Annotated in this window: 23 protein-coding genes and 3 tRNA genes; 17 read left to right on the top strand and 9 right to left on the bottom strand. The window is 67.4% G+C overall.

What is annotated here, in order from left to right; genetic code table 11:
• Positions 1-10: 10 nt before the first annotated feature.
• Entirely contained in the window at positions 11-985 is a 975-nt protein-coding gene (hutG, locus tag SMD14_RS02510) for a formimidoylglutamase (protein WP_321215198.1), read from the bottom strand.
• Between the two features lie 179 nt (positions 986-1,164).
• Here hutG and SMD14_RS02515 point away from each other — a divergent pair, with 179 nt between their 5' ends.
• A complete protein-coding gene (locus tag SMD14_RS02515) occupies positions 1,165-2,469 on the top strand; it encodes a sodium:proton antiporter (RefSeq protein WP_157239446.1) in 1,305 nt (434 codons plus the stop codon).
• Positions 2,470-2,518: 49 nt separating this feature from the next.
• Here the strand turns inward: SMD14_RS02515 and SMD14_RS02520 are convergent, their stop codons facing one another.
• Positions 2,519-3,958 (bottom strand): NCS2 family permease, encoded by a 1,440-nt coding sequence (locus SMD14_RS02520; protein WP_157239444.1) that lies wholly within the window; start codon positions 3,956-3,958, stop codon positions 2,519-2,521.
• 110 nt (positions 3,959-4,068) lie between these two features.
• Here SMD14_RS02520 and SMD14_RS02525 point away from each other — a divergent pair, with 110 nt between their 5' ends.
• Positions 4,069-4,707 carry a copper resistance protein CopC gene (locus tag SMD14_RS02525; RefSeq protein ID WP_321215199.1) on the top strand — a complete coding sequence of 213 codons (639 nt, stop codon included), beginning with the start codon at positions 4,069-4,071 and terminating at the stop codon, positions 4,705-4,707.
• 28 nt (positions 4,708-4,735) lie between these two features.
• On the opposite strand, the gene SMD14_RS02530 is transcribed toward SMD14_RS02525, so the two are convergent.
• Positions 4,736-5,362 (bottom strand): FAD-dependent monooxygenase, encoded by a 627-nt coding sequence (locus SMD14_RS02530; protein WP_321216333.1) that lies wholly within the window; start codon positions 5,360-5,362, stop codon positions 4,736-4,738.
• A 424-nt stretch (positions 5,363-5,786) separates the two neighbouring features.
• Between SMD14_RS02530 and SMD14_RS02535 the strand changes: the two genes are divergently transcribed.
• The 5 genes from SMD14_RS02535 to SMD14_RS02555 all read left to right on the top strand — a co-directional run bounded on the left by SMD14_RS02535 (position 5,787) and on the right by SMD14_RS02555 (position 12,839).
• Entirely contained in the window at positions 5,787-6,818 is a 1,032-nt protein-coding gene (locus SMD14_RS02535) for a universal stress protein (RefSeq protein WP_321215200.1), read from the top strand.
• Positions 6,819-6,845: 27 nt separating this feature from the next.
• Positions 6,846-9,632 (top strand): PEP/pyruvate-binding domain-containing protein, encoded by a 2,787-nt coding sequence (locus tag SMD14_RS02540; protein WP_321215201.1) that lies wholly within the window; start codon positions 6,846-6,848, stop codon positions 9,630-9,632.
• Between the two features lie 138 nt (positions 9,633-9,770).
• A complete protein-coding gene (locus tag SMD14_RS02545) occupies positions 9,771-10,961 on the top strand; it encodes a hypothetical protein (RefSeq protein WP_321215202.1) in 1,191 nt (396 codons plus the stop codon).
• A gap of 59 nt (positions 10,962-11,020) precedes the next feature.
• Positions 11,021-11,956 carry an ABC transporter ATP-binding protein gene (locus tag SMD14_RS02550; protein ID WP_409339703.1) on the top strand — a complete coding sequence of 312 codons (936 nt, stop codon included), beginning with the start codon at positions 11,021-11,023 and terminating at the stop codon, positions 11,954-11,956.
• On the top strand, positions 11,943-12,839 hold the full coding sequence (locus tag SMD14_RS02555) for an ABC transporter permease (RefSeq protein ID WP_321215203.1): 897 nt from the start codon (positions 11,943-11,945) through the stop codon (positions 12,837-12,839). The genes SMD14_RS02550 and SMD14_RS02555 overlap by 14 nt, the downstream gene beginning before the upstream one ends.
• A gap of 25 nt (positions 12,840-12,864) precedes the next feature.
• Here SMD14_RS02555 and SMD14_RS02560 read toward each other — a convergent pair whose 3' ends face one another.
• The 4 genes from SMD14_RS02560 to SMD14_RS02575 form a co-directional block, all read right to left on the bottom strand.
• Positions 12,865-14,340, bottom strand: a complete 1,476-nt coding sequence (locus SMD14_RS02560; protein ID WP_321215204.1) for a C40 family peptidase — start codon at positions 14,338-14,340, stop codon at positions 12,865-12,867.
• A gap of 213 nt (positions 14,341-14,553) precedes the next feature.
• Positions 14,554-15,474, bottom strand: a complete 921-nt coding sequence (locus SMD14_RS02565; RefSeq protein WP_321215205.1) for a cation diffusion facilitator family transporter — start codon at positions 15,472-15,474, stop codon at positions 14,554-14,556.
• Between the two features lie 10 nt (positions 15,475-15,484).
• Positions 15,485-15,913: a metallopeptidase family protein gene (locus SMD14_RS02570; protein ID WP_157239432.1), complete on the bottom strand. Its 429-nt coding sequence runs from the start codon at positions 15,911-15,913 to the stop codon at positions 15,485-15,487.
• Positions 15,914-15,922: 9 nt separating this feature from the next.
• Entirely contained in the window at positions 15,923-16,906 is a 984-nt protein-coding gene (locus tag SMD14_RS02575; protein ID WP_321215206.1) for a DMT family transporter, read from the bottom strand.
• A 127-nt stretch (positions 16,907-17,033) separates the two neighbouring features.
• Between SMD14_RS02575 and SMD14_RS02580 the strand changes: the two genes are divergently transcribed.
• Positions 17,034-17,717 carry a thioredoxin domain-containing protein gene (locus tag SMD14_RS02580; RefSeq protein WP_321215207.1) on the top strand — a complete coding sequence of 228 codons (684 nt, stop codon included), beginning with the start codon at positions 17,034-17,036 and terminating at the stop codon, positions 17,715-17,717.
• A 17-nt stretch (positions 17,718-17,734) separates the two neighbouring features.
• Here the strand turns inward: SMD14_RS02580 and SMD14_RS02585 are convergent, their stop codons facing one another.
• Positions 17,735-18,781 carry a PHP domain-containing protein gene (locus SMD14_RS02585; RefSeq protein ID WP_321215208.1) on the bottom strand — a complete coding sequence of 349 codons (1,047 nt, stop codon included), beginning with the start codon at positions 18,779-18,781 and terminating at the stop codon, positions 17,735-17,737.
• A 164-nt stretch (positions 18,782-18,945) separates the two neighbouring features.
• Between SMD14_RS02585 and SMD14_RS02590 the strand changes: the two genes are divergently transcribed.
• The 8 genes from SMD14_RS02590 (at position 18,946) to SMD14_RS02625 (ending at position 21,775) form a co-directional block, all read left to right on the top strand.
• Positions 18,946-19,018, top strand: a tRNA-Glu gene (locus SMD14_RS02590).
• A 91-nt stretch (positions 19,019-19,109) separates the two neighbouring features.
• Positions 19,110-19,183, top strand: a tRNA-Asp gene (locus SMD14_RS02595).
• Between the two features lie 48 nt (positions 19,184-19,231).
• Positions 19,232-19,307 (top strand) — tRNA-Phe (locus SMD14_RS02600).
• 186 nt (positions 19,308-19,493) lie between these two features.
• Positions 19,494-19,949 carry an Asp23/Gls24 family envelope stress response protein gene (locus SMD14_RS02605; protein WP_321215209.1) on the top strand — a complete coding sequence of 152 codons (456 nt, stop codon included), beginning with the start codon at positions 19,494-19,496 and terminating at the stop codon, positions 19,947-19,949.
• Positions 19,946-20,137 carry a hypothetical protein gene (locus tag SMD14_RS02610; protein WP_104996645.1) on the top strand — a complete coding sequence of 64 codons (192 nt, stop codon included), beginning with the start codon at positions 19,946-19,948 and terminating at the stop codon, positions 20,135-20,137. The genes SMD14_RS02605 and SMD14_RS02610 overlap by 4 nt, the downstream gene beginning before the upstream one ends.
• Positions 20,134-20,514, top strand: coding sequence for a hypothetical protein (locus SMD14_RS02615; RefSeq protein WP_321215210.1), 381 nt, complete (start codon positions 20,134-20,136; stop codon positions 20,512-20,514). The genes SMD14_RS02610 and SMD14_RS02615 overlap by 4 nt, the downstream gene beginning before the upstream one ends.
• A 74-nt stretch (positions 20,515-20,588) precedes the next feature.
• Positions 20,589-21,167 carry a hypothetical protein gene (locus SMD14_RS02620; RefSeq protein ID WP_321215211.1) on the top strand — a complete coding sequence of 193 codons (579 nt, stop codon included), beginning with the start codon at positions 20,589-20,591 and terminating at the stop codon, positions 21,165-21,167.
• Positions 21,164-21,775, top strand: coding sequence for a hypothetical protein (locus SMD14_RS02625; RefSeq protein WP_321215212.1), 612 nt, complete (start codon positions 21,164-21,166; stop codon positions 21,773-21,775). The genes SMD14_RS02620 and SMD14_RS02625 overlap by 4 nt, the downstream gene beginning before the upstream one ends.
• Before the next feature lie 4 nt (positions 21,776-21,779).
• Here the strand turns inward: SMD14_RS02625 and SMD14_RS02630 are convergent, their stop codons facing one another.
• Entirely contained in the window at positions 21,780-23,597 is a 1,818-nt protein-coding gene (locus SMD14_RS02630) for a glycoside hydrolase family 13 protein (RefSeq protein WP_321215213.1), read from the bottom strand.
• A gap of 140 nt (positions 23,598-23,737) precedes the next feature.
• Here SMD14_RS02630 and SMD14_RS02635 point away from each other — a divergent pair, with 140 nt between their 5' ends.
• Positions 23,738-25,027: an ABC transporter substrate-binding protein gene (locus tag SMD14_RS02635; RefSeq protein ID WP_157239421.1), complete on the top strand. Its 1,290-nt coding sequence runs from the start codon at positions 23,738-23,740 to the stop codon at positions 25,025-25,027.
• Positions 25,028-25,033 lie beyond the last annotated feature (6 nt).

Genomic DNA, 25,033 nt, shown 5'->3' on the forward strand with positions numbered 1-25,033 from the left:
TGCGCCCGGTTCAGCGCAGCAGGGTGTCCAGCAGCCGCGCGGCAACCCGGGCGGTCCTGCCATCGATATCAAATTCCGGGTTCAGCTCGGCGATGTCGAGGTGCAGCAGCTTCCCCGACCCCGCCACCTGCCGGCACACTGCGCTGATGACGGGCAGCGGCACGCCGAACGCTGCGGGTGCACTCACGCCCGGCGCCACCGCGGCCGGCAGCACGTCAAGGTCGATGGTCAGGTACAGCACGTCGATGCCGGCCAGGAACCCCGCCACGAAGTCCCGGACGCGCTCTGCCCCGCAGTCCTCGTCCGGCAGGTACTGGACGCCCAGCTCCCGGGCAGTATCGAAGAGGGCGCGCGTGTTGTTGGGTTCGGAAATTCCGACGACGGCGTAGCGGAAGTCGCGCCCGGCGGCGGCTTCCGCGCGGGCCATTTGGAGGAACGGCGTCCCCGAGCTGGGTGCGGGCTCGTCCCGCAGGTCGAAATGGGCGTCCAGGTTCAGGATGCCAAGCCGCTGGCCGCCCTGCACCGCGGCGGACGAGCTGACCCCCAGGTAACTGGCATACGCGGTTTCATGGCCGCCGCCCAGCACCGCGGGGAGTTGCCCGGCGTCGAGCAAAGCAGCGACAGCCCTGCCGGCGCGTTCCTGGCCGGCTTCAAGGGCGCCGCCGGACACCACAACATCCCCTGCGTCGGCCACGGTCCGGTCGAGGTGGAACGCCAGGGGGCCCAGGGCCTGCCGGATGGCTGCCGGCGCGGCCGCCGCGCCGGTGCGGCCCTTGTTCCGGCGCACGCCCTCATCGCTGGCGAAGCCAAGCAGGACGGCCGGTTTTGGCGTGTGGACCGCGCCTTCGCCGCCCGCACCCGCCTCCGCCCCGCCGTGGTAGGGAACCATCGCCTGCCACCAGCGGCGGTGGCTGGCGGCGTCGCCGTCGAACCTGCCCGTCCAAGGCTGGGGCGGGACATCAACGGCAGGTATCGGAGGGGTCATATCCCAAGCTCACCGTAATTGGACAGCGAAAACCAGCAGCGCCGCCGTCGACCTGTCTGGAATCGAAGATCATCAGCGCCTGCCGGCAGCAGGGGCTATTGTGGATCAGTCCCTCCCCGGGGACCGAACCACCTTGCCTGCGCCGAACGGGCGCAAAAAACAGGCCGGAGAACAGCTTTATGTTTGAAGCCCCCAACATCCTGTTTGCCGCCGCCGGCGTCGCAGTGTTCGTGGCCGCAGTGCTCCCCAAGCTGCTGCGCAACATGCCCTTTTCCATGCCGATGGTCTTCCTCGGAGCGGGTATGGCTGCTTTCGCCCTGATCCCCACCCTTCCCGACCCGGACCCCTTGGCGCACAGCGACTTTGCCCTTCATCTCTCGGAAGTGTGCGTGATCATCTCGCTGATGGGCGCCGGACTGGCGCTGGACCGGCCGGTGGGCCGCCAACGCTGGGCCACCACCTGGCGGCTGCTGGGAATCGCGATGCCTCTTTGCATCATTGGGCTCACGCTGCTGGGGCTGTGGTTCCTGGGCCTGGGCCTCGGTGCAGCACTGCTGGTGGCCTCAAGCCTTGCACCCACGGACCCCGTCCTCGCCTCCGAAGTGCAAGTGGGTGAGCCCGCCGACCACGACGACGGAACCGACAAAGAGGACGAGGTGCGCTTTGGCCTCACCTCGGAAGCAGGACTCAACGACGGGCTGGCCTTTCCCTTTGTCTACCTGGCAATCGCCATCAGCATCGTTGGGTCATCCCCGTTGGCGTGGTTCCCGGAGTGGTTCGGCGTGGACGTCCTGTGGCGGCTGGCTGTCGGACTGCTGCTGGGCTTCCTGACCGGAAAGTTGCTGGCACGGATTTTCTTTTCTGCCCGCGCAGACAGCCTGCGGCTGTCCAACCATTCCGAGGGCTTCGTGGCCCTCGCCGCCACGTTCCTGACCTACGGTGCCACGGAGATGGTGGAGGGCTATGGCTTCATCGCGGTCTTTGTCTGCGCTGTGACCATCCGGGCCGCCGAGCACACCCATGGCTACCACCGGGTGCTGCACTCCTACGTGGAGCAACTGGAGCGGCTCCTGACGGTGGTGATCCTGGTCCTGCTGGGCGGTGCGATCGCCCGCGGGCTGCTGGAAGGGATCGGCTGGGCCGAGGTGCTGGTGGCACTGGCATTCCTGCTGGTGATCCGCCCCCTGGCGGGCTGGGTGGGGCTGCTGGGCGGCAAGACCGGCCCGCGGGAGCGGATTGCGCTCTCCTTCTTCGGGATCCGGGGGATCGGCTCGCTGTACTACCTGTCCTATGCGCTGGGCAAAGGAAAGTTCGCTGACCAGGCGGAGTGGCTCTGGGCGTTCGTGGGGCTGGTGGTGGCGCTGTCGATCGTGGTCCACGGCGCCACCACTTCACCGCTGATGAACCGGCTGGACAGGCTCCGCGAGAAGAAGGCCCGCGCAGTGTCCGGTGATGAGGGGCTGGCCCCCAACACCCCCGTGTAGGTCGGCGCAGCGCCGTGCGGGGGTGTGGGTTCCTGTCCGGGCAGCCGCGCTACATCCCCAGGGCGGCCTCGATGGGCCCGACGGCGAAGAACAGCAGGAAGGCAGCCGCCACGGCCCACATCAGCGGGTGGATCTCCTTGACGCGTCCCTGCACGGTGCGGATCAGCACGAAGGCGATAAACCCGGCGCCCAGGCCGTTGGCGATGGAGTAGGTGAACGGCATCAGCGTGAAGGTCAGGAACGCCGGGATCGCAATGCCCCAGTCCTGCCAGTCGATCTTCCCCACCTGGGACACCATCATGAAGCCCACCACCACCAGAGCCGGGGCCACGGCCTCGAAGGGCACCAGGTTGATCAGGGGGGTGAAGAACATCGCCACCAGGAACAGGAGTCCGGTAACGATCGAGGCAATGCCCGTCCGCGCGCCTTCGCCAATGCCGGCGCCGGCTTCCACGTAGATCTGGTTGGAGGACACCGAGGCGCCGCCGCCCACGATGGCGCCGAGGGCGTCCACCTGGAGGACGCGGTCCACGTCGGGGATGTTGCCGTGTTCATCCACGGTGCCTGCCTCGTTGGCCAGGCCCACCATGGTTCCCATGGCGTCGAAGAAGATGCTGAGCAGGATCACGAACGCCAGCAGCGTGGCTGCCACGAAGCCGAGGTGCTCAAAGGCTCCCAAGGGGTTCGCCTTGCCAATCAGGGACAGGTCCGGGGCGGCCCATCCCGTGAATTTGGGCGCCACCAGGGACCAGCCCTGCGGGTTGAAGGTCTTGCCGTCGAAGCTTGGTCCGATGTGCAGGGTCATCTCCAGGAGCACGGAGATGACGGTGGAGGTGATAATGCCGATCAGGATGGCGCCCTTGACCTTGCGGACCACCAGGGCGATGGTCAGGACCAGGCCGAACACGAACACTGCCGTGGGCCAGCCCAGGAGCTTGCCGTCGAAGCCAAGTCCAACGGGCACGGTGGTGCCGGCCACGTCGGGGATGCGGCGGACGAAGCCCGCATTGACCAGCCCGATGAGCGCGATGAACAGCCCGATGCCCACCACGATGGCCGTCTTGAGTCCGTCCGGTACTGCCTTGAAGACGGCGGTGCGGAACCCGGTGAGGACCAGGATGAGCATGGTCACGCCGGACAGGACCACCAGGCCCATCATGTCCGGCCAGGTCAGTCCCGGATTGGTGGCAACGGTGACGGCGACGAAGGCGTTGACGCCCAGGCCCGTGGCCAGCGCGAAGGGGTGCTTTGCCCAGGCGCCCATCAGGATGGTGAGGAGGCCCGCCACGAAGGCCGTCACGGCGGCGACTGCGGTGAACCCCAACGTGGTGCCGCTGGAGTCCGGGCCGGAGAGGATCAGGGGGTTCAGCACCACGATGTAGCTCATCGCGAAGAATGTGGCGAAGCCGCCGCGGATCTCGCGGGAAAGGTTGGAACCGCGTTCGGTGACCATGAAGTACCGGTCCAGGGCAGAGCCTTGCTTAAGCATTTGTCCTCCGGGGGAGTCTGTGGGGATACCTGAATCCTATGGGGGCGGCGGCCGGGCGGCAGGCAATTTCGCCTAGTCTGTAAGGAAGCCAATACAAGGAGCCCCCCAGCATGCGTCCCGTCCGCCGCCGAATCCTGACCTTTGGGCTCGGATTCCTCGTTTCCGCCGCCGCCGTGATGGGCGTTGCCGGTCCCGCCGCCGCGCATGATGCAGCCGAGTCCACCAGCCCCGCCCAGGGCGCCTCGGTCACCGCGCCTCCGGAACAGGTTTCGGTCACGTTCAACAAGAACCCGCTTGGGATTGGCGCGTCCATCTCCGTCAAGGACGCCGCCGGCGCCGAGTGGGCAGAAGGTCCCGTGGAGATCGTGGACAACGTGGCGTCCCGGAAGGTCAGGGCGGGAGCCGCGGCCGGGCAGTACACCGTTGCCTGGCGCGTGGTCAGTTCGGACTCGCACCCCATCGAGGGGACGTTTGTTTTTACGGCCGCTTCCGCCGCGCCGGGCACGTCACCGGCGGCAAGTCCGACGGCGGCCGGTACAGTTCCTGCCACCGCTCCGGCCGCTGGCAACGCCCCCGCCATGGGGACCGCCAGGCCCGGAACCACCGCCGAACCAGCGGACCCGGCGGACGCGGGGGAGCCGTTCCAGTGGAGCATCGTCATTTTCGCCGCCGTGGCGGCGGGGCTGCTGGCCACCCTTGCCGTCCTCGCCCGGCGCAGGCTCACGGCGGGCACGGACGAGGAGGGCTGACGGGCGCCGGCGGGGGCCTTGGCGGGCGCTAGCAGGGCAGGGCCGCGAAGCTCCCGGTGCCCGGAAAGGCAACGCGGTCCGGATGCACTTTGGCGGAAATCGCCTGGCCCACGGTCTTGGCCTGGCGCAGGACCTCTTTGGGCGACGGCGTGATGAGCTCGCCCACGCCCACCAGATAAATGCCGATTGCCCGCATGGCAGCGGTGAGGTTGCGGCCCACGGCGATCCCGAAATCGTTGATCATGCGCCGCAACTGGCTGTGCGCGCAGCGGGTCAGGACAATATGGTCCGCGACCAGGATGCCCGAAGGGGTGTGGACTTCCCACCGCGGAGCGGCGGTTCCCGTCGCAGTCCCGGCCAGCATGGTCAACTGGACGGCGCGGGTAGTGTGCCGCACGTCCACGGCGTGGCTGGCGGCGTAATTGCGCAGGTGCCGCAGGATCTCGTTCCGTTCACGAAGGGTGACGGAGTCCGCCGCGTCGCAGCGTTGAAGCGAAGCTGTGTTGGCCGGCTGTGCGGCGCCAAGGATGTCCAGTCCGTCCACCACTATCGAGTCCACCCCGCGGCGGCACAGCTCGGCGGCCACGGCAAGGCCGGACAGGCCCGTGCCAATGATCACAGTGGTGGTCTGCTCGGTCCCGGCATTCCCAGGCATGCTTGACACTACAGGTTCCCTCCTTCGAAGTTTCGGCAGGTGCAGGCGTCCTCGCCCGCGCGCGTCCCGTTACCCCCAAAGTCCGGCCGCAGTACGTTGGCGGGCACCCTGACGGAAAGAGGCAGTAGGCGTCCCGGACCAACAATGTCCTGAAGACTACAGAACATTTCCTGCGGTGGATAGCCCAAGCCGAAAACACTTTCCTGCCGGTTGAAGGCGCTTTCCCGGACGCCCTGGAGTTCCTGTGGATAACCGGACCTTCCGGGCCATGGACAGGCTTGCTATGGCAGGGGCGACGGAGAATAGTGGGAAGCGGAAGCAGGCCTTTCTTCCCAGCTCAGGCCGGGGTAAGGGTGCACGGGGAACGGTCCGGTTTCTGGCAGAATAGCCGCAACATCAGGCAGTATCGCGAGGAGGCGGCCCCATGGGCGCACCAGAGTTGCATCCGGACCCTCAGGACGGCGGCAGCACTGCTGCTCCCGAGGGAATCGTTGTTGGCGTGGACGGGTCGGACCACGGCCAGTGCGCGCTTGTATGGGCCGCGCGCGAGGCCCGGCGCCGGCGCCGTCCGCTGCATATCGTCACCGCGTACTCCGTACCGATCTTCGCCGCGTCGGGCCTCGACGGCGGCTATGCAACCGTGGACGATTCCGTGATCCGCGAGGGCGCCGAGGCGGTGGTCAAGCAGGCCCTGGACAAGATCTCCACCTACGACATCGATGTCACCGCGTCCGTGGAGAACGGCGATGCCTCCGGCGTGCTGCTGGAGATGTCCAGGACTGCCGAGCTCCTGGTGTTTGGCACCCGCGGACGGGGCGGATTCGTGGGCAGGCTCCTCGGCTCGGTGAGCAGCGCCCTGCCAGCCCACGCCAAATGCCCCACCGTGACGGTCCCGCTGATCTGCTCGGACCGGCTGGGCGAGACCACGGAGGACAGGCGCATCAAAGCCGAGCAGGCCAAAGCCGGGCACCAGCGCGTGGAGAACGTGGTGGTGGTGGGTGTTGACGGCTCGGAGCAGGCACGGGTGGCCGTCCTGGAGGCGGCAGAGGAGGCAGAACGCATGGGCGCCACGCTGCGCGTCGTCTGCGCCGTCCCGCAGTACAGCGGCTCGCTGGCATGGGTGCCGGCCCCCATGGACCGCAAGGCCCTCTTTGCCGACATCCAGGTGACCCTGGACGCCGGCATGGCCTGGCTGCGCAGCCACTTCCCCAATCTCCATGCCGAATCAGAGCTGAAGGACGGCTCGCCGGTTGACGTCCTCGTCGAGGAAAGCCGGCATGTGGAACTTGTGGTTGTGGGTACCCGCGGCCGGGGCGGCTTCACGGGGATGCTCCTGGGCTCAACGTCCGACGGCATACTCCACCATGCCAAGGGCCCCGTCATGGTGGTGCCGGACCGTGAGGACCGCCGCCTGGCGGACCGTGCCAAGTTCGGACCGGTTCTCGGCTCATCCTGACGAGATCCTGCTGCCAGGAGCTTCGCGATGGCTGCCGACCCATCAGGAACGGCCGGGCAGGGACCCGGCCAACAGTCCGGGGACACCGCCCCTGCCTTGATCCTTCGCCTCAGCCAGGTGGACGGGAGCATGCTTCCACAGGTCGGAGGCAAGGCAGCCAACCTCGGTGAGCTGATAGCAGCCGGGTTGCCCGTGCCGGACGGGTTCTGCCTGACCACAGCGGCCTACCGGGAGGCCACCAGGACCGTGCAGGACGGCGCGCTCGCAGAGCTGGGCAGACTCCAGGCTGTCCTTCCCCCTGGAACGCCCGGCGGGACCACGGAACTTGCCGGGATGGCCGGCAAAGCACGCGAGTCCATCCGCGCCACCCCGGTTCCGCCGCGGATCGTTGCCGCCGTCGAGCAGGCATATGAGGCGCTGGGAAAAGCGGCTCCGGTGGCGGTAAGGTCCTCCGCCACGGCAGAGGACCTTCCGTTCGCGAGCTTCGCCGGGCAGCAGGATACCTACCTGAATGTCATAGGCATCGGCGCCGTCCTTGAGGCCGTGCGGGACTGTTGGGCATCCCTCTGGACAGACCGGGCAGTGGCCTACCGGGCCGCGCTGGGGATCAAGCCGCACGAAGTAGCCCTCGCCGTCGTGGTCCAGCGGATGGTTGACGCCCGGGCCGCCGGAGTGATGTTCACGGCCAACCCACTGACCGGCAGGCGCCGGGAAGCTGTCATCGATGCTGCCCCGGGGCTCGGCGAAGCGGTGGTTTCGGGAGCGGTCAATCCGGACCACTATGTTGTGGACACCGAAATGTCCCGGGTCCTCGAGCGGAAACTGGGGGATAAACGCCTCATCGCCCGGCCCCTTCCCGGCGGCGGAACCGAGGTACGGGACATGCCGGGCCAAGCGGACGCAGCCAGCCTTACCGACGAACAGGCCATTGGGCTTGCAGCCCTGGGCATGCAGGCTGAAAGGCACTTCGGTTCGCCGCAGGACACCGAATGGGCCATCGACACCGGCGGGGCGCTCTGGCTGACGCAGTCGAGGCCCATCACCACACTTTTCCCGGTGCCGGAACGCCAGTCCGGAGGTGGAGGAACCAGGGTGTACTTGTGCTTCAGCCTCGCCCAGGGCCTCACCCGCCCCCTCACTCCCATGGGCCTGGCTTCACTGCGGCTCGTTGCCTCCTCCGTGGCCAAAGCCGCAGGGTTCGCAGTCCCGGACCCCCGGCGCGGTCCACCACCGTATGCGGAGGCAGCCCAGCGACTCTACTTCGATCTCACAACGCCGGTCAGGAGCAGCGTGGGGCGGCGGCTCCTTCCACGGGTCTTCGACGTCATGGAAGCCAGGTCCGCCATGGTGCTGCGACAGGTCTTTGCGGACCCCCGGTTTTCGGTAACCCGCAAGACCCCGCTCGGACTCCTGCGCCATGTCCTGCCGGCAGCGGTGCGGGCCCGCGTCCCCGAGGCCGTGCTCCGGGGACTGTTCCGGCCCAAGGCGGCGCTGCGCCGGCTGGACCGCTTCACCCGGCAATTCGCCGAGGATCTCGAATTGGAGGCCGGGGCGGGACCCATTCAGCGGCTCGACCATGCGGAGCGGCTCCTGGGCGGCCGGCTCTTTGCGGTGGTTCCCGCCATCCTGCCCTTGGCCGCGTTGGGATTCGCCATGCTGTGGCTGGCCGGAAAGCTCCTCGGCGGCCGGGACCGCTGGAAGGACCTGGAGAAGGTGCTTCGGGGCCTGCCGCGGAACGTGACCACGGAGATGGACCTGGACCTGTGGCGGCTTGCATCAGCAATCAGGGACGACCGCGAGTCACGCACGGCCTTGGCGGAAGGGCAGCCATCCGAACTGGCGGCGGAGTTCAGGGCCGGCAACCTCCCTGTCGTCCTGCACGCGGGCCTGGTGCGGTTCCTCGACCGCTACGGGCAGCGGGCCGTGGCCGAAATCGATGTGGGCATGCCCCGGTGGTCGGATGATCCCACGCACATCCTGGGTGTCCTTGCCAACTACCTGCGCCTCACTGATCCCGGCATGGCCCCGGACGTGCAGTTCAGCAGGGCGAGCGCCGAGGCAGAGGCCCAGGTGGAGCGCCTGGTTGCCGAGGCCCGGAGCCGCGGCAGGGTGCGCGCGCTGCTGGTTGCTGCCGCACTGCGCCGCACCAGGCTCTTCGCCGGGCTGCGGGAACTGCCCAAGTACCAACTGGTCCTGGGCCTCGCCGAAGTACGCAGGCAGGTGGCCCACGTGGGAGCTGTGCTGGCATCCGCCGGCCAGTTGGAGCACCCGGACGATGTCTTCTTCCTCGATTTCGAGGAAGTCCGGCGTGCCCTGGACAGCGGGGACGCGAATGCAGCCAGCCAGCCGCGAAAGCTGCCCGGACTCGTCCTGGAACGGCGCGCCGCCTACGCCGGCGAACTTGGCCGGCGGCACGTCCCCAGGGTCCTGCTTTCGGACGGAACCGAGCCCGAAGTGCTCCATGCCCCGGCTGCCGGAGCGGCCGCCGGGGCCGGGAACGGCGCGCTGTCCGGCAGCCCCGCATCAGCGGGCTCGGCCACCGGTCCCGCCCGGGTAATTCTGGACCCCATGGGTGCCCGCCTTGAACCCGGGGAGATCCTGGTGGCGCCGTCCACCGACCCCGGATGGACCCCCTTGTTCCTGACTGCCGGCGGCCTGGTGATGGAAATGGGCGGGCCTAACTCGCACGGTGCCGTGGTGGCCCGGGAGTACGGCATTCCCGCCGTGGTGGGCGTTGCGGAGGCCACCTCGCGGCTCGCCACCGGACAAAGAATAACGGTCGACGGCGGCGCTGGAACCGTCGTGCCCGCCTAGCCCCCTGCGGGCCGCCCGGCACGTGTAGGGAGCGTTCCTGAGGCGTACCCTTGGATTATGGGCTCCAAGGACGGAGACGGCCGGACAATGAGCGGCCGGTATGCGCTACCCGGACGCGGCGAGGTCGCGGGACGCGGCATGAACCGGTCCTTTCTGCGCTGGGTTCCTGCCGCGGCCGTCCCTGCAGTGATCGCGGCTGGGGTGCTGGTGGGATCCTTCCCGGCACGGGCCGGCGATCCCCTTCCTGAGAAGACCCCGGCCGAAGTGATCGCCCTGCTCGGTTCCCACACCGCGCACACTTTTTCGGGCACACTGGAACAGTCCTCGGACCTGGGGCTGCCGGAGTTGCCGGCAACCGGTCCTGCATCCGGGCCCGCCTCGGCCGGCGGGGCAGCGTCCGCGATCGAGTTCCTTACCGGCCGCCACACTGCACGGGTCTTCGTGGACGGCAAGGACAAAGCACGCGTCCAGGTAGTGGACCGGCTCGCGGAACGGGACATCATCCGGCGCGGCAGTGACGTCTGGTTCTACTCGTCCAAGGACAATACTGCGGCGCACCTGGCACTGCCGGCCCATGCCAGCGACCTGCCGATGATGGACCCTGGCCATCAGCTTCCTGGCACTTCCCCCACTGATCATGTCCCGGACGGGATGCCCGTTCCGAAAACACCCCAGGAACTGGCAGGGAAATTCCTTGCCGCGGCGGACAGCTCAACTGCCGTGACAATCGGCCCTGACCTCAACGTTGCAGGCCGGCGCGCATACAACCTCGTCCTCGAGCCGCGCACGGAGGGAACACTTGTTGGCAAGGTAGCCATCGCCGTCGACGGGGAGAACGGCATGCCGCTCTCCGTGAAGGTCACCGCGCGCGGCGCGGAGGCGCCGGCGTTCAGCGCCGGATTCACCAGCCTCTCCCTGGAAGCCCCTGATGACGCCCTCTTCAGCTTCGTCCCGCCGCCGGGCAGCACGGTGAAGGAGCTGCAGCCCCCGCATCCCACGCGCTGGCCACTCAGCTCCGGGTTGCCCGGCAACCCCGGAATGCGCCTCACCCCGGACCAGCTCGTTGCCGATGTCCAGGGCAAGGCCCGGCCCTACCTGACGGGGTCGGGCTGGGAGACCGTGGTGAAACTTCCGGCAGGAACCGAAGCCGGAACAACCCTTAGCCAGGTGCTGGCGCAGAATCCGGTGCTGGCCCAGGCCGCCGTCGTTGTTCCTGGCGGGCGGGTGCTCTCCACTGCACTGTTCACCGTCCTGCTCACCGACGACGGCCGCATCTATGCGGGCATGGTTCCGGCGGGCACACTGCAAGCCGCATCCTCGGCCCCGTGACGGGCGCATCAGGGCTTCGTGGACCCTGGGCGTACGGCCTGACCATCGAAACACGGGGATTGACAAAGCATTTCGGCCAGCAGGTAGCCGTGGACAGCCTGGATCTTGCCGTGCCGCCTGGTGCCGTCTTTGGCTTCCTGGGGCCCAATGGCTCCGGAAAGACAACCACCATACGGATGCTGCTGGGCCTCGCGGCCGCTTCCGCCGGCACGGTCAAACTGCTCGGAAAGGAGATGCCGGGCAGTTTCCAGGATGTCCTGCCGCGCGTTGGGGCGCTCGTGGAGGGGCCGGCCTTCTACCCGTTCCTGTCCGGAACGGCGAACCTGCACCGGCTCGATGCCGCAGGCCGGCACGCCGACCCCGCAACGCGAAAGGCAAGGGTGGGCACGGCGCTGGAACGGGTAGGGCTCAGCCATGCCGCCGGCAAGCGTGTCCATGCCTATTCGCTGGGCATGAAACAACGGCTGGGGATCGCCAACGCCCTGCTGTCGCCCCGCGAACTGCTGGTGCTGGATGAGCCCACCAACGGCCTGGACCCACAGGGCACACGGGAAGTGCGGAACCTGGTACGGTCCCTGGCAGCTGACGGAACCACCGTTTTCGTCTCCAGCCACCTGCTGGCCGAGGTGGAACAGATCTGTACCCATGCCGCCGTCATGAGTGCGGGCAGGCTCGTTGCCCAGGGTCCCCTTTCGGACCTGCGCCGGTCAGGCAGTTCGCGCATGCGCCTGGTGACCCCGGACGCGGGCCAGGCATCCACCGTCCTGGTCCGGCTGGGGCTGGCCCCGGAGGAAGGACCGCCCCAGCCGGACGGGCAGGTGCTGACGGCCGACCTTGCCCGCAACGGCATCGGAGCGGCACACCCTGCCCCGGAGGAGCTGGTGGCCGCGCTGGTGCAGGCGGGCGTCCGGGTCCGCGGCTTTGCGGTGGAACGGGAGAGCCTCGAGGACCGGTTTGTCGCCTTGACCGGGGAGGGGTTCGATGTTGCCCAGTAGCGTGCCGGACCAGGACGTGCCGGACCAGGACCAGGAAACATCCGCCGGGGCCGTGGCGCCCCCGCGCGGAGCCGGCTGGTCTCTTCTCGGCTCGGAAATCGCGGTGCTGTTCCGGCGCCGGCGAACCTGGGCCCTGCTGCTGGCACTTGCCGCCATCCCGGTCCTGATTGCGGTGGCCGTCCGGGTCTCCTCGGCCGTTCCCCCCGGGCGGGGTCCGGCCTTCCTGGACCGCATTACGCAGAACGGCCTGTTCGTGGCGTTCACCGCCATGCTGGTGTCCGTCCCGCTTTTCCTGCCGCTCACGGTCGGGGTGGTGGCGGGCGACACCATCGCAGGCGAGGCAAACCTGGGAACGCTCAGGTACCTGCTGGTTGCCCCGACGGGCCGTGTCCGGCTGCTCCTGGTGAAATACGCCGGCGCGCTGGCCTTCTGCCTGACTGCGCCGGTCACGGTGGCCCTCGCCGGGGCCGCCATCGGGGCAGCGCTTTTCCCTGTGGGGCCGGTGACCCTGCTGTCAGGGGACGTCATCCAGCCTTCGGAGGCCGCGCTCCGCCTCCTCCTGATCGCCGCATACCTGGCTGTCTCCCTGGCCGGGCTGTCCGCGATTGGGTTGTTCCTGTCCACCCTCACCGTGGTTCCGGTGGGTGCCATGGCCGCCACGGTGGTGATCTCCGTGGTGTCCCAGGTCCTCGACCAACTGCCACAGCTCGAATGGCTGCACCCGTGGCTCTTCAGCCACTACTGGCTGGGCTTCGGGGACCTGCTCCGCCAGCCCGTACTGTGGGACTCGTTCGCCAGCAACGCACTGCTGCAGGCGGGATACGTGGCCGTGTTCGGCGCGCTCGCGTACGGCCGGTTCGTCACCAAGGACGTCCTGAGCTAACTGCGCGCCTTTGGTGGCGGCCGGCCTAGTAGCGCGCGGCGTACGGGTAGAGCTGCATCCCGGCCATGGCGCTGAGCTGGGTCACCCCGATGCCCTCCTGCGGGTTCAGCGCGTGGACCACCTGCCCGTTCCCGAGGTAAATGGCTACATGGTAGAAGTTCGACGGCGAGCCCCACACCAGCAGGTCCCCGCGCCGTGCCTGGGAGAGGGGAACGTGCGTGGAGGCGGATGCGTACTGCTGTGCGGCCGTGCGCGGGAGGTTCTTTCCGGCGGCGGCGAACGCCGCCTGCACCAGGCCTGAGCAGTCAAAACCGTAGGGGCCGGTTCCGCCCCATTGGTAATAGTAGGGCGCGCCTACCTTCCCCAGGGCGGCCGAGATGGCCGCCTCATAGGTTCCTCCGCCAAGGGACGGGGCGGGTGCCGGGGCGGGGGCGGGCACCGCGGGGGCTGGAGCCGGGGCGGGCGCCGGTGCAGCAGGCGGGGCGGGCGCCGGCGCTGGAGCCGGCGCAGCGGGCGGGGCGGGCGCCGGCGCTGGCGCTGGAGCCGCCGCGGGCGGGGGAGCCGCGGGAGCGGGAAGTGCCGGTGCCGCCGGTGCTGCAGCGGCAGGCCGGTCGCCCGCGGTGGTCCGCTGCTCAGGGGCTGCCGCCTCTGCCGCCGCTTTTTCGGCCGCAGCCGCCAGTGCCGTCAGCCGGGCCTCTTCCCGTTGCCGGTCCAGGGCGTCCACCCGGGCCGATTCCAGTGCCACCGTGGTGTTCCGGAGTTGGGCCAGCTGGTCCACCAGGACAGTGCGCTGTGCCTTGGCGTCCGCCACTGCCTTGGCGGAGGCTGCGTTGGCTTCGTCCGCCTGGGACTTCCGGGTTTCGGCTGTTCGGGCGGCCTCGTCCGCGGCCTTTGTGGCTTCTTCTGCTGCCGCGGTCAGGGAACGTGTTGCTTCGGCGGCGGCGTCTGCAGCCTCAAAGGCCCGGCTCCGGCTGGCCGAGAGCGCCTGTAGGGTGGCTGCCTGCTGAAGGGTTTCTCCGCCGCCGCTGGCCAGCGTGCCAAGCGTGGGGTTCAGGCCGCCGTTGCGGTAGAGGTCGCCGGCCAGCTGCCCCACCTGCCTGCGGGTTTTGTCCTGCTGCTCCTGCGCCGTCGCAGCCCTGGCTGACGCCGCTGCCGCTGCGGAGCTGCGCTGCTGCAGCTCCACAAGGGCTTCGCTGTAAGCGTTGTTGGCCTGCATTGCCACGGCAAAAGCGGCTTGCCGGGACTCAGCGGCGGAGCCAAGGATCCGTTCGATCACTGCCACCTGGTCCGCGGCGGCGGCCTCGTTTGATTTCGCTGCGGCGATGTCGTCCGCCGAGGGGACTTCCGGCGAGGCCGGGATGGAAAAAGAGGGCCGTTGCGGGGCGGGCAGCGCGCCTGCGGGCGCTGCCGCAGTCCCCACCATCACGACGGCGGCACACACCACGGCGGACTTGCCCAGGGTAGTGCGCAGCGACTTGCGAAAGGAATTGTTTGAAACCATCTGCAGGAACCTCGAAGCGGTAGGGCTGGAGGTCCTGGTGGAGGCACAACTGTGCCCCTCTGATGCCCGCCAGCAGTCCGAGGTTACGCGACCCCTTGCACTTTGGCAACAAGAGTCACATCACTAACATAAAACACATCAGTGTCATTTGACCGGACCCGCGGAACGGCGTGTCGCGTCGGACGTTCCGGTTAACCCGGCGGCATGGCTTGGCTAGGCGTGCTGATGGGCCTCGTGCTCGGAATGCGTGGCGGGTTCCAGCTGGAAGGTGCAGTGGTCCGTGTCGAAGTGCGAGCCCAGGCAGGTGACCAGCTTGTCCAGAAGCTGGTCCGCGCCGCGTGCGTTGAGCACCCCGTCCTCCACCACCACATGCGCGGAAAAGACCGGAACGCCGGATGTGATGGTCCAGATGTGGATGTCGTGCACGTCCGTGACGCCTTCGACGGAAAGGATGTGCTCACGGATCATCTGTACTTCCACCCCCTTGGGGCTGGCCTCCAAAAGCACATCCACCACGTCGCGGAGCAGGGACCAGGCCCGAGGCAGGATCAGCAGGGCGATCACCACGGAAGCGATGGTGTCCGCGGCCTGGAAACCGGTCAGCATGATCACCACGGCGGCAGCAATGACAGCGAAGGATCCCAGCAGGTCACCCAGCACTTCCAGGTAGGCGCCGCGCACATTGAGGCTCTCCTGGTGGGCGCCGTGCAGGATCAGGAGGGAGGCCACGTTTGCTGCCGCGCCGAGGATGGCGGCGAAAAGCATGATGTTGGTCTGCACCTCCGGCGCCGCGCCGATCCGGCGCACCGCTTCGGTGAAGATGACAACGGAGATCACCACCAGGATCAATGCGTTGGCCAGCGCGGCAAGCACCTCTGCTCGCTGGTAGCCATAGGTTCTCTGGTCGCTGGCAGGCCGTCCCGCTATCCACGCGGCCAGCAGGGCGATCGTCACGCCCGCCGCGTCAGAGAGCATATGGCCCGCATCGGCCAGCAGGGACAACGATCCGGAAAGGACGGCGCCCACCACCTGGACCAGGACCACGGCGAGCGTGATCACCAGGACAGCCACCAGCCGTTTCCGGTGCCGGCCGGTCGCGGTGATTCCGTGGGTGTGGCCGTGGTCGTGTCCCATGCCTACAAGGCTAGCCCCAGCCGAGCTCGTGCAGCCGGTGGTCGTCTATCCCGAAGTGGTGGGCGATTTCGTGCACCACTGTCACCGCAACTTCGTGGATGACGTCCTCCCGTGAGGAGCAGATCTCCAGGATGGGTTCGCGGTAGATGGTGATCCTGTCCGGCAGCGAGCCGGCGTCCCACCAGGAATCACGTTCGGTCAGCGGCACGCCTTCGTAGAGCCCCAGCAGGACCGTGTCCGGGTCCTCTCCGGGTTTTGGCACGTAGTCGTCCTCGATGAAGACCGCCACATTGTCCATGGCGGCCGCCAGCTTCTCCGGGATGCTGTCCAGGGCGTCCTGGACGGCGGCCTCGAACTCGTCCTCGGGCATGGTGAAGCGAAGGGGCTCGCTGGGGCCTTCAGGAACGGTCGGCAGTCCCGGCGGCAGGCTGGCTGGCATACCTGGATTCTAGCGGGAAGCGGACGGCCCGGCCCCGCGTGCAGCCTTGCTCCTGCGCCGGGTCAGACCCACGCCAACCAGGCAGACCAGTCCGCCAACCAGGCCCAGGACGCCGGGAATTTCACCGAGCAGCAGCCAGGAAATCAGGATGGTGGTTCCGGGCACCAGGTACGTGGTGGCGGCCAGCTTCCCCGCATCCACCAGTGAGAGCGCGTACGCCCAGGTGGTGAAGGCGATCGCTGTTGGAAAGACGCCAAGGTAGGCGAGGCCCCAGGTTGCCTGCGGCGGCGCGGCCTGGACCTCGGCTATGAGCTGGCCGGTAAAGGGCAGGCAACACACCGCGCCCACAAGGATCCCGAACCAGGTGGCTTGTGCTGCAGGAAACTTCCGCAGCACCGGCTTCTGGATGATGACGCTGACTGCGGCGAGCACGGCGGCAAGGAGGCATAGCAGCACGCCTGCCACGTCCGCCGTCGTGCGTTCCCCTGGCGCGGAAGCCTGGCCGGAGCCGAAGGCGATCAACGCCACCCCGGCGAAGGCAACCAGGCTCCCGATGAGCAGCCACCGCGGGAAGCCTTCCTTGAGGAAAATGCCGGCCATGATGGCCACCAGGATGGGGTTGACGTTGATCAGCAGGGCGCTGGTGCCGGCATCAAGGATGTGCTCTGCGGCGTTCAGCGCCGCGTTGTACCCACCGAACCACATCACTCCGTAGGCGAGGATGGGCCACCACTCCCTTCCCCGGGGCAGCAGCCTGCTCTTCAGCAGTTGGGGGAGGACCAGCAGGGCCAGTACGACGGCGGCAATCACCAGCCGGCCGAGCGTCAGGGAGCCGGGGGAAAAGTGTGGGCCTATCGCCCGGATACCCACAAAGGCCGATGCCCAAAGGACTACGGTCACCACCATGGCGGCCACTCCGAGAGCCTTCACCCGGGCGGCGGCGGCTTGGGGAGGTGCAGTGGCGGCAGGGCTGGCGGGGCTGGTTGAAGGCATGAAGCAAATCTAGCCGCGGGCAGGCAGCACTGGCTGGCGGAAATCGGCCATGTCTGGGCAACTTCCTGCCAAAAAGGCGGGCAGCCGTGCAGCCCCGCGACACGGCGCCTCGGCTAGGATGCGGTTTATGGTCTCAAGCCCGGCTCCACCCCGCGATTCTGCACGCCTTGCCAGGAAGGTGACCTGGATCGTCCTCGCGCTGATCGTGGCGGGCTGTGCTGCCTGGTACTCGGTGCTGACGCTGGGGAAGTCACCGGAATCCGCCTCCCAGCCAGGCGGCTCCCAACAGCTGGTCCGGACGGACAGCCACCGGTTGACCAGCCCGGCGGTGGAGAAGGCGCAGCTCGTGGAATTCCTTGATTTCGAATGCCCGTCCTGTGGCTCCATCCATCCGGTGGTGGAGGAATTCAAGGCGGAGTTCGGCGACAGGATCACGTTCGTCCACCGGCACTTCCCCCTGTCGGCCCACCCGAATTCGGGGCAGGCGGCCCTTGCTGCCGAGGCCGCCGGCCAGCAGGGGCACTACCAGCAGATGGCCGACAGGCTGTTCGAAACCCAGTCCCAGTGGGCCGGGAACCAGCAGTCCCAGGCCCCCCTCTTCCGCACCTACGCCGAGCAGTTGGGGCTGGACCTTTCCCGCTTCGATGCCGCCGTCGCCGACCCCGGGACGGAGGAGCGCATCCTGGCCGACGTTGCGGACGGCAAGGCGCTCGGCGTGACTGGAACGCCCACCTTTTTCCTGGACGGCGAAAAGCTCACGCTCACCACCAAGGCCGATTTCCGGCAGAAGCTCGCCGACGCCGTCAAGTAGGACCCGTTCGGCCAGGCCTACCGGGCGCCCGCCCATTCCAGCAGGCGTTCCACCGGCCAGGTGGTGATGATGCGGTCAGCAGGGACTCCGTTCCGCTCGGCACGCTCCGCTCCGTACTGCAGGAAATCCAGCTGGCCCGGCGCGTGGGCATCGCTGTCGATCGAGAACAAGCAGCCGGCCTCGAGCGCCAGCTGGATCAGCGCGTCCGGCGGATCCTGCCGTTCCGGCCGTGAGTTGATCTCGACTGCCACGTTGTGTTCAGCGCAGGCGGCGAACACCTCCTTGGCATCGAAGTCCGACGGCGGCCGCGTCCCCCGGGACCCCTCGACGAGGCGCCCTGTGCAGTGGCCAAGGATGTTGGTGTGAGGGTCCTGGATGCCGCCGAGCATCCGCCGGGTCATGGTCCTGCTGTCCGCGCGGAGCTTTGAATGGACGCTGGCCACCACAATGTCCAGGCGGTCCAGCAACTCCGGTTCCTGGTCCAGGTCCCCGGACTCCAGGATGTCCACCTCGATGCCGGCCAGCAACCGCACTGGGTCCGCCGCCCGGGCGTCATCGACCGCGGTGCGGATGCCGTCGTTGATCGCGTCCACCACGTCCAGTTGCTGCAGGAGGCGCTCCGCTGAGAGCCCGTTCGCGATGGTGAGGTTGGGGGAGTGGTCCGTCAGGGCAAGGTATTCCCTGCCCAGCACCCCGGCGGCCGCCACCATCAGCTCGATGGGGGAGCCGCCGTCGGACCATTCACTGTGGCTGTGCAGGTCGCCCCGCAGGGCGTCCCGGATGGAGGCCCCGGCGGAAGCCAGCGGCTGGGCGCCCTTCTCGCGGAGGTCGGCGAGATAGTCCGGGACCTCTCCCTCTACCGCCTGCCGGATCACCTGGTACGTCCGGTCGCCGATGCCCTTCATCGACTTCAGCTGGCCGTTGCGCGCACGCTCGGCCACTTCCTCCGGCGGCAGCGGGCTGATGGCCGCGGCCGCCTTGCGGAACGCCTGGACCTTGAAGGTGGCGGCGCGTCCGCGCTCCAGCCAGAAGGCAATCTCGTTGAGCGCTGCTACGGGATCCATCCGTCCATCTTGGCCCGTCCAGCCCGCCCGGCGGCGGTGTTTTGGCCGATTTTGGATAATTCCTGCCTAGGCCCTATAGTTTTAGAGTCCAGTTCGGAGAAACGCAAAGGACAAAGACGGAAAGCCTCGCTTGACGCCTTTTATTTTGTTCCGAACGGGTTCTGGCCCCCATCGTCTAGCGGCCTAGGACACCGCCCTTTCACGGCGGCGGCACGGGTTCGAATCCCGTTGGGGGTACGCAAGGAACTGGTCAGGCAGGCAGAAAATGTCTGGTAGGCTGGAAGCCTTGAAAAAAGCGGTAGAGATACCGCGGAAGCAAGAAACGCAAGGCCCTGTAGCGCAGTTGGTTAGCGCGCCGCCCTGTCACGGCGGAGGTCGCGGGTTCAAGTCCCGTCAGGGTCGCTCTGATTGTTGGAAGCAATTCCGGCTCTCATGGTGACTAGTCACCTAGGCTCTGTAGCTCAGTTGGTAGAGCGTTCGACTGAAAATCGAAAGGTCACCGGATCGACGCCGGTCGGAGCCACCACTGGGAAGCATCAGTTCTTCGGAACTGGTGCTTTTCTGCTTAACGGCAGCCCCTTAACGCTTGCCCCGATGTTCCACCCTTGACCTGATGTTCCCGGCCCCGTCCGCGGGCCCCCGCGGGGCCTGCCTTCTGCCGTAAGCCCCGGGCAAGGGATAGGGTTGGGAGCAACAGAAGGGGGAGTGCCTGATGGAATACCAGAACCCACAACCCGAGGCGGCCGTCCAGGGCCGCGCCGTGCCGGTCCCGGCGTCCGCGCTGGGCCGCACCGTGATCTCCGAAGCAGCAGTGGCCAAGGTGGCGGGGATCGCCGCCCGTGCCGTCCCCGGGGTCTATTCCCTGGGGTCCGGACCGTCACGCGCACTGGGCGCCATCCGGGACGCAGTCGGCAGTTCGGACCATGCTGCCGGGGTGCATGCGGAAGTCGGCGAAACCCAGGTGGCCGTGGACATCAGCCTGGTGGCAAGCTACGGGACTCCCCTCCACTCCCTCGCAGACCAGGTCCGGGCCGCCGTCTACCGCGCGGTGGAGGAACTGGTGGGACTCCAGGTCATCGAGGTCAACGTGGAGGTCACTGACGTCTACGTGCCGCCGCCCGTAAAGCCAACTACCCCCGGCCCTACCGAAAGGGAGGCACTGCTGTGAACCTCACCGTAGCCGGTATGGCGATGGGCGCGTTCGTCGCCTTCATGTCCCTGCAGTTCGGCCTGTGGGGCTTCCTTATATCCCTGCTTTTCATGGCGGTCGGGGCGCTGCTGGGCCGTGCCGCGGAGGGCAAACTGGACCTGCGCGGCGTGCTGGATGCCATCATCGGCCGGCGCTCATCCTCATGAGTTCGCCCGCGCCGGCCGTGCGGGCGCAGGTGCTCAACGGCCACAACCGGATCAGTACGCAAGCCCTGACAAGCCTTGCGAAGGCGGCCGCCGCCCAGGCCCTGGGCGTCGACGCCCAGGACGTCAGGGCGGACTGGGCTGACGACGACGGCCTGCTGGCACTGTCCCTCGTCGCGCCGATCAGCGCACCGCCGCTGCGGGCGGTAGCCCTCGACCCCAACCGGGTGGAGGCCTTCGGAGGCTCCATCTGGGACCGTGGCGTCAGCGCCAAGGCCCACATCCTTGCTACCGTGGCCGAGCTCAGCGGCGCACAGCTGAGCCGGGTGGATATCAGGATCAGCGGCGTCAGGATCAGCCAAGGGGGGCGGGTCCAGTGAACCGAACCCGGCAGGGGAGCAGCGCTGAAGCTTCGAACCCGCAGTCACGCGTCCGCAGGGCAAACGGGCCGGACATGGACCGGATTTTGCGGCGGGAAACCCATTCATCACGGGCAGCGATGGCAACTGTCGCCGCCGTCGTCGTCATGGTGCTGGCCGCGTACGGACTCCTGGAAGCTGCCGTGCACGTTATTGGCGAGCCTCCGTGGCTCATCGATCCCCAAGCGGCGGCACAGCGCATCGTTGCCCTGCCCGCAGGGATTTCCCCGCTGCTGCTGGGCGCGATCGGTGCCGTGCTGACGATGGTTGGCCTGGTCTTCTTCCTCAACGGAGTACTGCCCGGACGGCGTGCCAGGCACCTTCTGGTGCCCGGCGGACGTGCCGGGGCCGGACCGGCTGTGGTGGTGGATGATGAGGTCATCGCCTCCTCGCTGGCCCGGCGGGCCCGCCTGACCGCCAACGTGACACCCGAGCAGGTGATGGTGGTGGTCTCGCAGCGGCAGGTTGTGGTGAATGTCCGGCCAACGTCCGGCGTGCCCGTCCGGGAGGAAAGCGTGCTCGCCGCGGTCCAGGACGAGCTCAACGCAATGGGGCTCGATCCCGCACCCGGGGTCCGCATTAACGTGGCGGTGTCCGGGGTGATCGGGGCATGAACAGCACGCCGAGCCTCCTCAACAGGATCCTGCTCGCTGTCCTGGGCCTTAAGTTGCTGGCCATAGGAGTGCTGTTGATGCTGCTGGCAACGGTGCCGGCGGTCGGGCCGTGGTGGCACTCCTGGTCCGTGGGCCTTTGGGACACAGCCAACAGCGCCTTCAACGCCACCCGTCTTCCCGGCCGTTCGGAGAGCTGGCTGTGGATTGTGGTGGCCTTGGCCCTCCTCCTGCTGATCGGCCTCATGGTTGCCTGGATCGCGCAGCAGGGCAAGGGCCGTTCCAACCTGCTGGCTGCCGAGTACGATCCCGGCGACGTTCCCGGAGACGTCCGGATCAGCGGGGGAGTGGCTGAGCAAGCCCTCAAGCAGGCCCTCGCCGGCCGGCCGGACCTGGCCGGTTCCACTGTGGTCACCTATGACGTCAAGGGGTCCCCGGCCCTGAAAGTGCGGCTCCTGCCCCGGCAGGGCGTGGCACCGCACCTGCTCGCAGCTGAGGTGGCGGAACTGCTGGATTCCCTTGAAGCCGTGGTGGGCAGGAAGATTCCTGTCCTCATCCACATCGGCGCCGGGGCGCGGACGCGCTTCGGCAGGGCCGAGCGCGTCCGCTGAAAGACTAGTTCCGGGTGAGGTAGACGGCGCAGTCCACGGGCACCTCATCCATTTGGCCCCATTCCGAGGCCGGCTCCGTGCCGCTGGACAGCTCCACGGAATAGCCCTCAGGGATGGGCGCGGAGGCAAAGCCCATGTTGGCCAGGACCAGCACATCTCCGTTGTGGAAGCCCAGCAGGCCGCTTTCCGGAGCGTGGACCTCGGCCCATTCAAGGGAACCCTTGCCCAGGTTCCGGGCGGACCGGAACGCCAGTGCAGCCCGGTACAGCTCCAGCGTGGAGCCTTCCTCGATTTCCTGCTGGTCCGCTGCGAGCGGACCGAAGCTTTCGGGCTGCGGAAGCCAGGGCGGGGCCGCTTCGCCCTGGAAGGACTGTGAGAAGCCATAACCAGGTAGTTCCGCCGCCCAGGGCAGCGGGACCCGGCAGCCGTCGCGGCCGGTTTCTGCCCCCTGCGTCCTGAAAAAGGTAGGGTCCTGGCGGGCCTCCGGGGGGAGCGTGGTGTGCTCAGGGAGCCCCAGTTCCTCGCCCTGGTACAGGTAGGCGGAACCCGGCAGCGCCAGCTCCACCAGGGTGGCCGCCCGGGCCCGGGCCAGTCCAAGGGCGGCATCCGGCTGCTCATCGTCCGCTGCGATGCCCTTGGGAAAGGTGGTGGGATCCTTGAGGCCGAACCGGGTGGAATGGCGGACGGTGTCGTGGTTGCTCAGCACCCAGGTGCACGGTGCCCCCACGGCTGCGGCGGCCTTCAGGGATGCGTCGATCGCCTCTGACATCCGTTCTGCATCCCACCCGGCCATCAGGAAGTCGAAGTTGAAGGCCTGCTGCATTTCGTCCGGCCGGACGTAAAGCGCCAGCCGCTCTGCTGGTTCCACCCAGGCTTCGGCCACCATCATCCGGTCGCTGCCGTACTCCGACAGGACGCGGTGCCAGTCACGGTAAATCTCGTGCACTCCGTCCTGGTCGAAGAAGGGCGACGGCGGATAAACGGGAGATACGGCGCGGTGGGGTTCTTCGGCATTGGTATGTGCGCCGGGCGCATCGCCTGGCAGCGACGGTTCCCTGTGCACCTCCACTTTGCCCTCAGCCGAGGTACCTTCAACCATTGCCGCCACCCCGTCCCAGTCGGGCAGGCCGGCCTCCTTGACCATGCCGTGCGCAACGTCCACCCGGAAACCGTCCGCTCCGCGGTCCAGCCAGAAGCGGAGTACGGAGCGCATCTCCTCCTGCACTTCCTGGTTGTCCCAGTTCAGGTCCGGTTGCTTCGTGTCGAACAGGTGGAGGTACCACTCGCCCGGGGAGCCGTCCGCTTCGGTGATCCGGGTCCAGGCCGGTCCTCCGAAAATCGATTTCCAGTTGTTCGGTGCCCGGTTGCCGTCGCCGGATCCGGGTACTTCGTCCTTCCCGGGGCGAAAGATGTAACGGTCGCGTTCAGGGGATCCCGGCGGCGCAGCGAGGGCCTCCCGGAACCACGCGTGTTCGTCAGAGGTGTGGTTGGGGACCAGGTCAACGATGACCTTCATGCCCCGCCGGTGAGTTTCATGCAACATCGCATCGAAGTCCGCCAGGGACCCGAACAGGGGGTCAACCTGGCGGTAATCGGCCACGTCATAGCCGCCGTCGGCCTGCGGCGACTTGTAGAAGGGGGACAGCCAGATTGCATCCACGCCCAGCCGTTCCAGGTAGGGCAAGCGGTCCATCACCCCGCGCAAATCGCCCATGCCGTCGCCGTTGCCGTCCGCGAAAGACCGGGGGTAGATCTGGTAGACGACGGCGTCAGTCCACCATTCATGGGAAGCGTCGGAGGCAGGAACGGCCGGGTTGGACATTTGGTTCCTCTCAGATAACTTTTTGATGTAAACGCTTGCATAACCACGAGCAACCTTACTAGTGTGATGGTCACCACATCAACCTCACCTAGCAAGCGCACTGCCGACTTACTTGTCACTCAGCGAGGAGCTTCAAGCCAATGAAAACCCCTAGATTCCTACTGCCGGCTGCAACCGCCGGTGTCCTGGCCCTGTCCCTGACCGCATGCGGCGGCGGAGGCGGCGGCGGGACCACTGGCGGCGGCGGTACCGACGCCGAAAAGAACCTGGACAGCCGGGGTCCCATTACGTACGTCCAAGGCAAAGACAACAGCAATGTGGTGCGTCCCCTGATCGAAAAGTGGAATGCTGCCCACCCGGACGAGAAGGTCACGTTCAAGGAGCAGACGGACCAGGCCGACCAGCAGCATGACGACCTGGTACAGAACTTCCAGGCCAAGAACGCTGACTACGATGTGGCAAGCGTGGATGTCGTGTGGACCGCCGAGTTCGCAGCCAAGGGGTGGCTGCAGCCCCTCAAGGACAAGATGGCCGTAGAAACCAAGGGAATGCTTGAACCCACGGTCGAAGCCGGTTCGTACAAGGGCACTCTGTACGCAGCCCCGGTGTCTTCCGATGGCGGCATCCTGTACTACCGCAAGGACCTTGTGCCGGAAGCACCCAAGACGTGGGACGAGATGATGGGGATGTGCTCCATCGCTAAGCAGAACAACATGGGCTGCTACTCGGGACAGTTCAAGCAGTATGAAGGCCTCACGGTCAATGCTTCCGAGGCCATCAACTCGGCCGGCGGATCCGTCCTTAATGACCAGGGCAAGCCGAACCTGAACACCCCTGAGGCAGAAAAGGGCCTCAACAACCTGGTTGAGGCCTTCAAGAACGGGAACATCCCGGCCGAGGCCATCACCTACCAGGAAGAGGAAAGCCGCCGCGCTTTCCAGGAAGGCAAGCTGCTCTTCCTCCGCAACTGGCCCTACGTCTACAACCTGGCCACCACTGAAGGTTCCTCCAAGGTGAAGGACGTGCTGGGCATGGCTGCCCTGCCGGGCAAGGACGGCCCCGGTGCCTCCTCCCTCGGCGGCCACAGCGCAGCCATCAGCGTCTACTCGGACCACAAGGCAACTTCCCTGGACTTCGTGAAGTTCCTGATCGCGGAAGAGCAGCAGAAGTTCTTCGCCACGAAGGGTTCGCTGGCTCCGGTCTTCGGTGCACTGTATGAAGACAAGGAACTGGTTGCCAAGCTTCCGTACCTGCCGGTGCTGAAGACCTCCATCGAGAACGCTGTTCCCCGTCCGGTAACCCCGTTCTACCCGGCTGTTACGCAGGCGATCCAGGAAAACGCCTACGCTGCACTGAAGGGTGAGAAGCCGGCCAAGGACGCGCTGTCTGACATGCAGAAGTCCATCGAGTCCGCTGGCGCAGGATCGTAGTTTAGC

Origin of the sequence: Pseudarthrobacter oxydans, from assembly GCF_034258515.1 — a bacterium.
Lineage (GTDB): Bacteria > Actinomycetota > Actinomycetes > Actinomycetales > Micrococcaceae > Arthrobacter.

Excerpts from the sequence above, each read along its gene's own strand:
- hutG (WP_321215198.1), bottom strand. The coding sequence starts at position 985 with ATGACCCCTCCGATACCTGCCGTTGATGTCCCGCCCCAGCCTTGGACG.
- SMD14_RS02515 (WP_157239446.1), top strand. The coding sequence starts at position 1,165 with ATGTTTGAAGCCCCCAACATCCTGTTTGCCGCCGCCGGCGTCGCAGTG.
- SMD14_RS02520 (WP_157239444.1), bottom strand. The coding sequence starts at position 3,958 with ATGCTTAAGCAAGGCTCTGCCCTGGACCGGTACTTCATGGTCACCGAA.
- SMD14_RS02525 (WP_321215199.1), top strand. The coding sequence starts at position 4,069 with ATGCGTCCCGTCCGCCGCCGAATCCTGACCTTTGGGCTCGGATTCCTC.
- SMD14_RS02530 (WP_321216333.1), bottom strand. The coding sequence starts at position 5,362 with ATGCCTGGGAATGCCGGGACCGAGCAGACCACCACTGTGATCATTGGC.
- SMD14_RS02535 (WP_321215200.1), top strand. The coding sequence starts at position 5,787 with ATGGGCGCACCAGAGTTGCATCCGGACCCTCAGGACGGCGGCAGCACT.
- SMD14_RS02540 (WP_321215201.1), top strand. The coding sequence starts at position 6,846 with ATGGCTGCCGACCCATCAGGAACGGCCGGGCAGGGACCCGGCCAACAG.
- SMD14_RS02545 (WP_321215202.1), top strand. The coding sequence starts at position 9,771 with ATGAACCGGTCCTTTCTGCGCTGGGTTCCTGCCGCGGCCGTCCCTGCA.
- SMD14_RS02555 (WP_321215203.1), top strand. The coding sequence starts at position 11,943 with ATGTTGCCCAGTAGCGTGCCGGACCAGGACGTGCCGGACCAGGACCAG.
- SMD14_RS02560 (WP_321215204.1), bottom strand. The coding sequence starts at position 14,340 with ATGGTTTCAAACAATTCCTTTCGCAAGTCGCTGCGCACTACCCTGGGC.
- SMD14_RS02565 (WP_321215205.1), bottom strand. The coding sequence starts at position 15,474 with ATGGGACACGACCACGGCCACACCCACGGAATCACCGCGACCGGCCGG.
- SMD14_RS02570 (WP_157239432.1), bottom strand. The coding sequence starts at position 15,913 with ATGCCAGCCAGCCTGCCGCCGGGACTGCCGACCGTTCCTGAAGGCCCC.
- SMD14_RS02575 (WP_321215206.1), bottom strand. The coding sequence starts at position 16,906 with ATGCCTTCAACCAGCCCCGCCAGCCCTGCCGCCACTGCACCTCCCCAA.
- SMD14_RS02580 (WP_321215207.1), top strand. The coding sequence starts at position 17,034 with ATGGTCTCAAGCCCGGCTCCACCCCGCGATTCTGCACGCCTTGCCAGG.
- SMD14_RS02585 (WP_321215208.1), bottom strand. The coding sequence starts at position 18,781 with ATGGATCCCGTAGCAGCGCTCAACGAGATTGCCTTCTGGCTGGAGCGC.
- SMD14_RS02605 (WP_321215209.1), top strand. The coding sequence starts at position 19,494 with ATGGAATACCAGAACCCACAACCCGAGGCGGCCGTCCAGGGCCGCGCC.
- SMD14_RS02615 (WP_321215210.1), top strand. The coding sequence starts at position 20,134 with ATGAGTTCGCCCGCGCCGGCCGTGCGGGCGCAGGTGCTCAACGGCCAC.
- SMD14_RS02620 (WP_321215211.1), top strand. The coding sequence starts at position 20,589 with ATGGACCGGATTTTGCGGCGGGAAACCCATTCATCACGGGCAGCGATG.
- SMD14_RS02625 (WP_321215212.1), top strand. The coding sequence starts at position 21,164 with ATGAACAGCACGCCGAGCCTCCTCAACAGGATCCTGCTCGCTGTCCTG.
- SMD14_RS02630 (WP_321215213.1), bottom strand. The coding sequence starts at position 23,597 with ATGTCCAACCCGGCCGTTCCTGCCTCCGACGCTTCCCATGAATGGTGG.
- SMD14_RS02635 (WP_157239421.1), top strand. The coding sequence starts at position 23,738 with ATGAAAACCCCTAGATTCCTACTGCCGGCTGCAACCGCCGGTGTCCTG.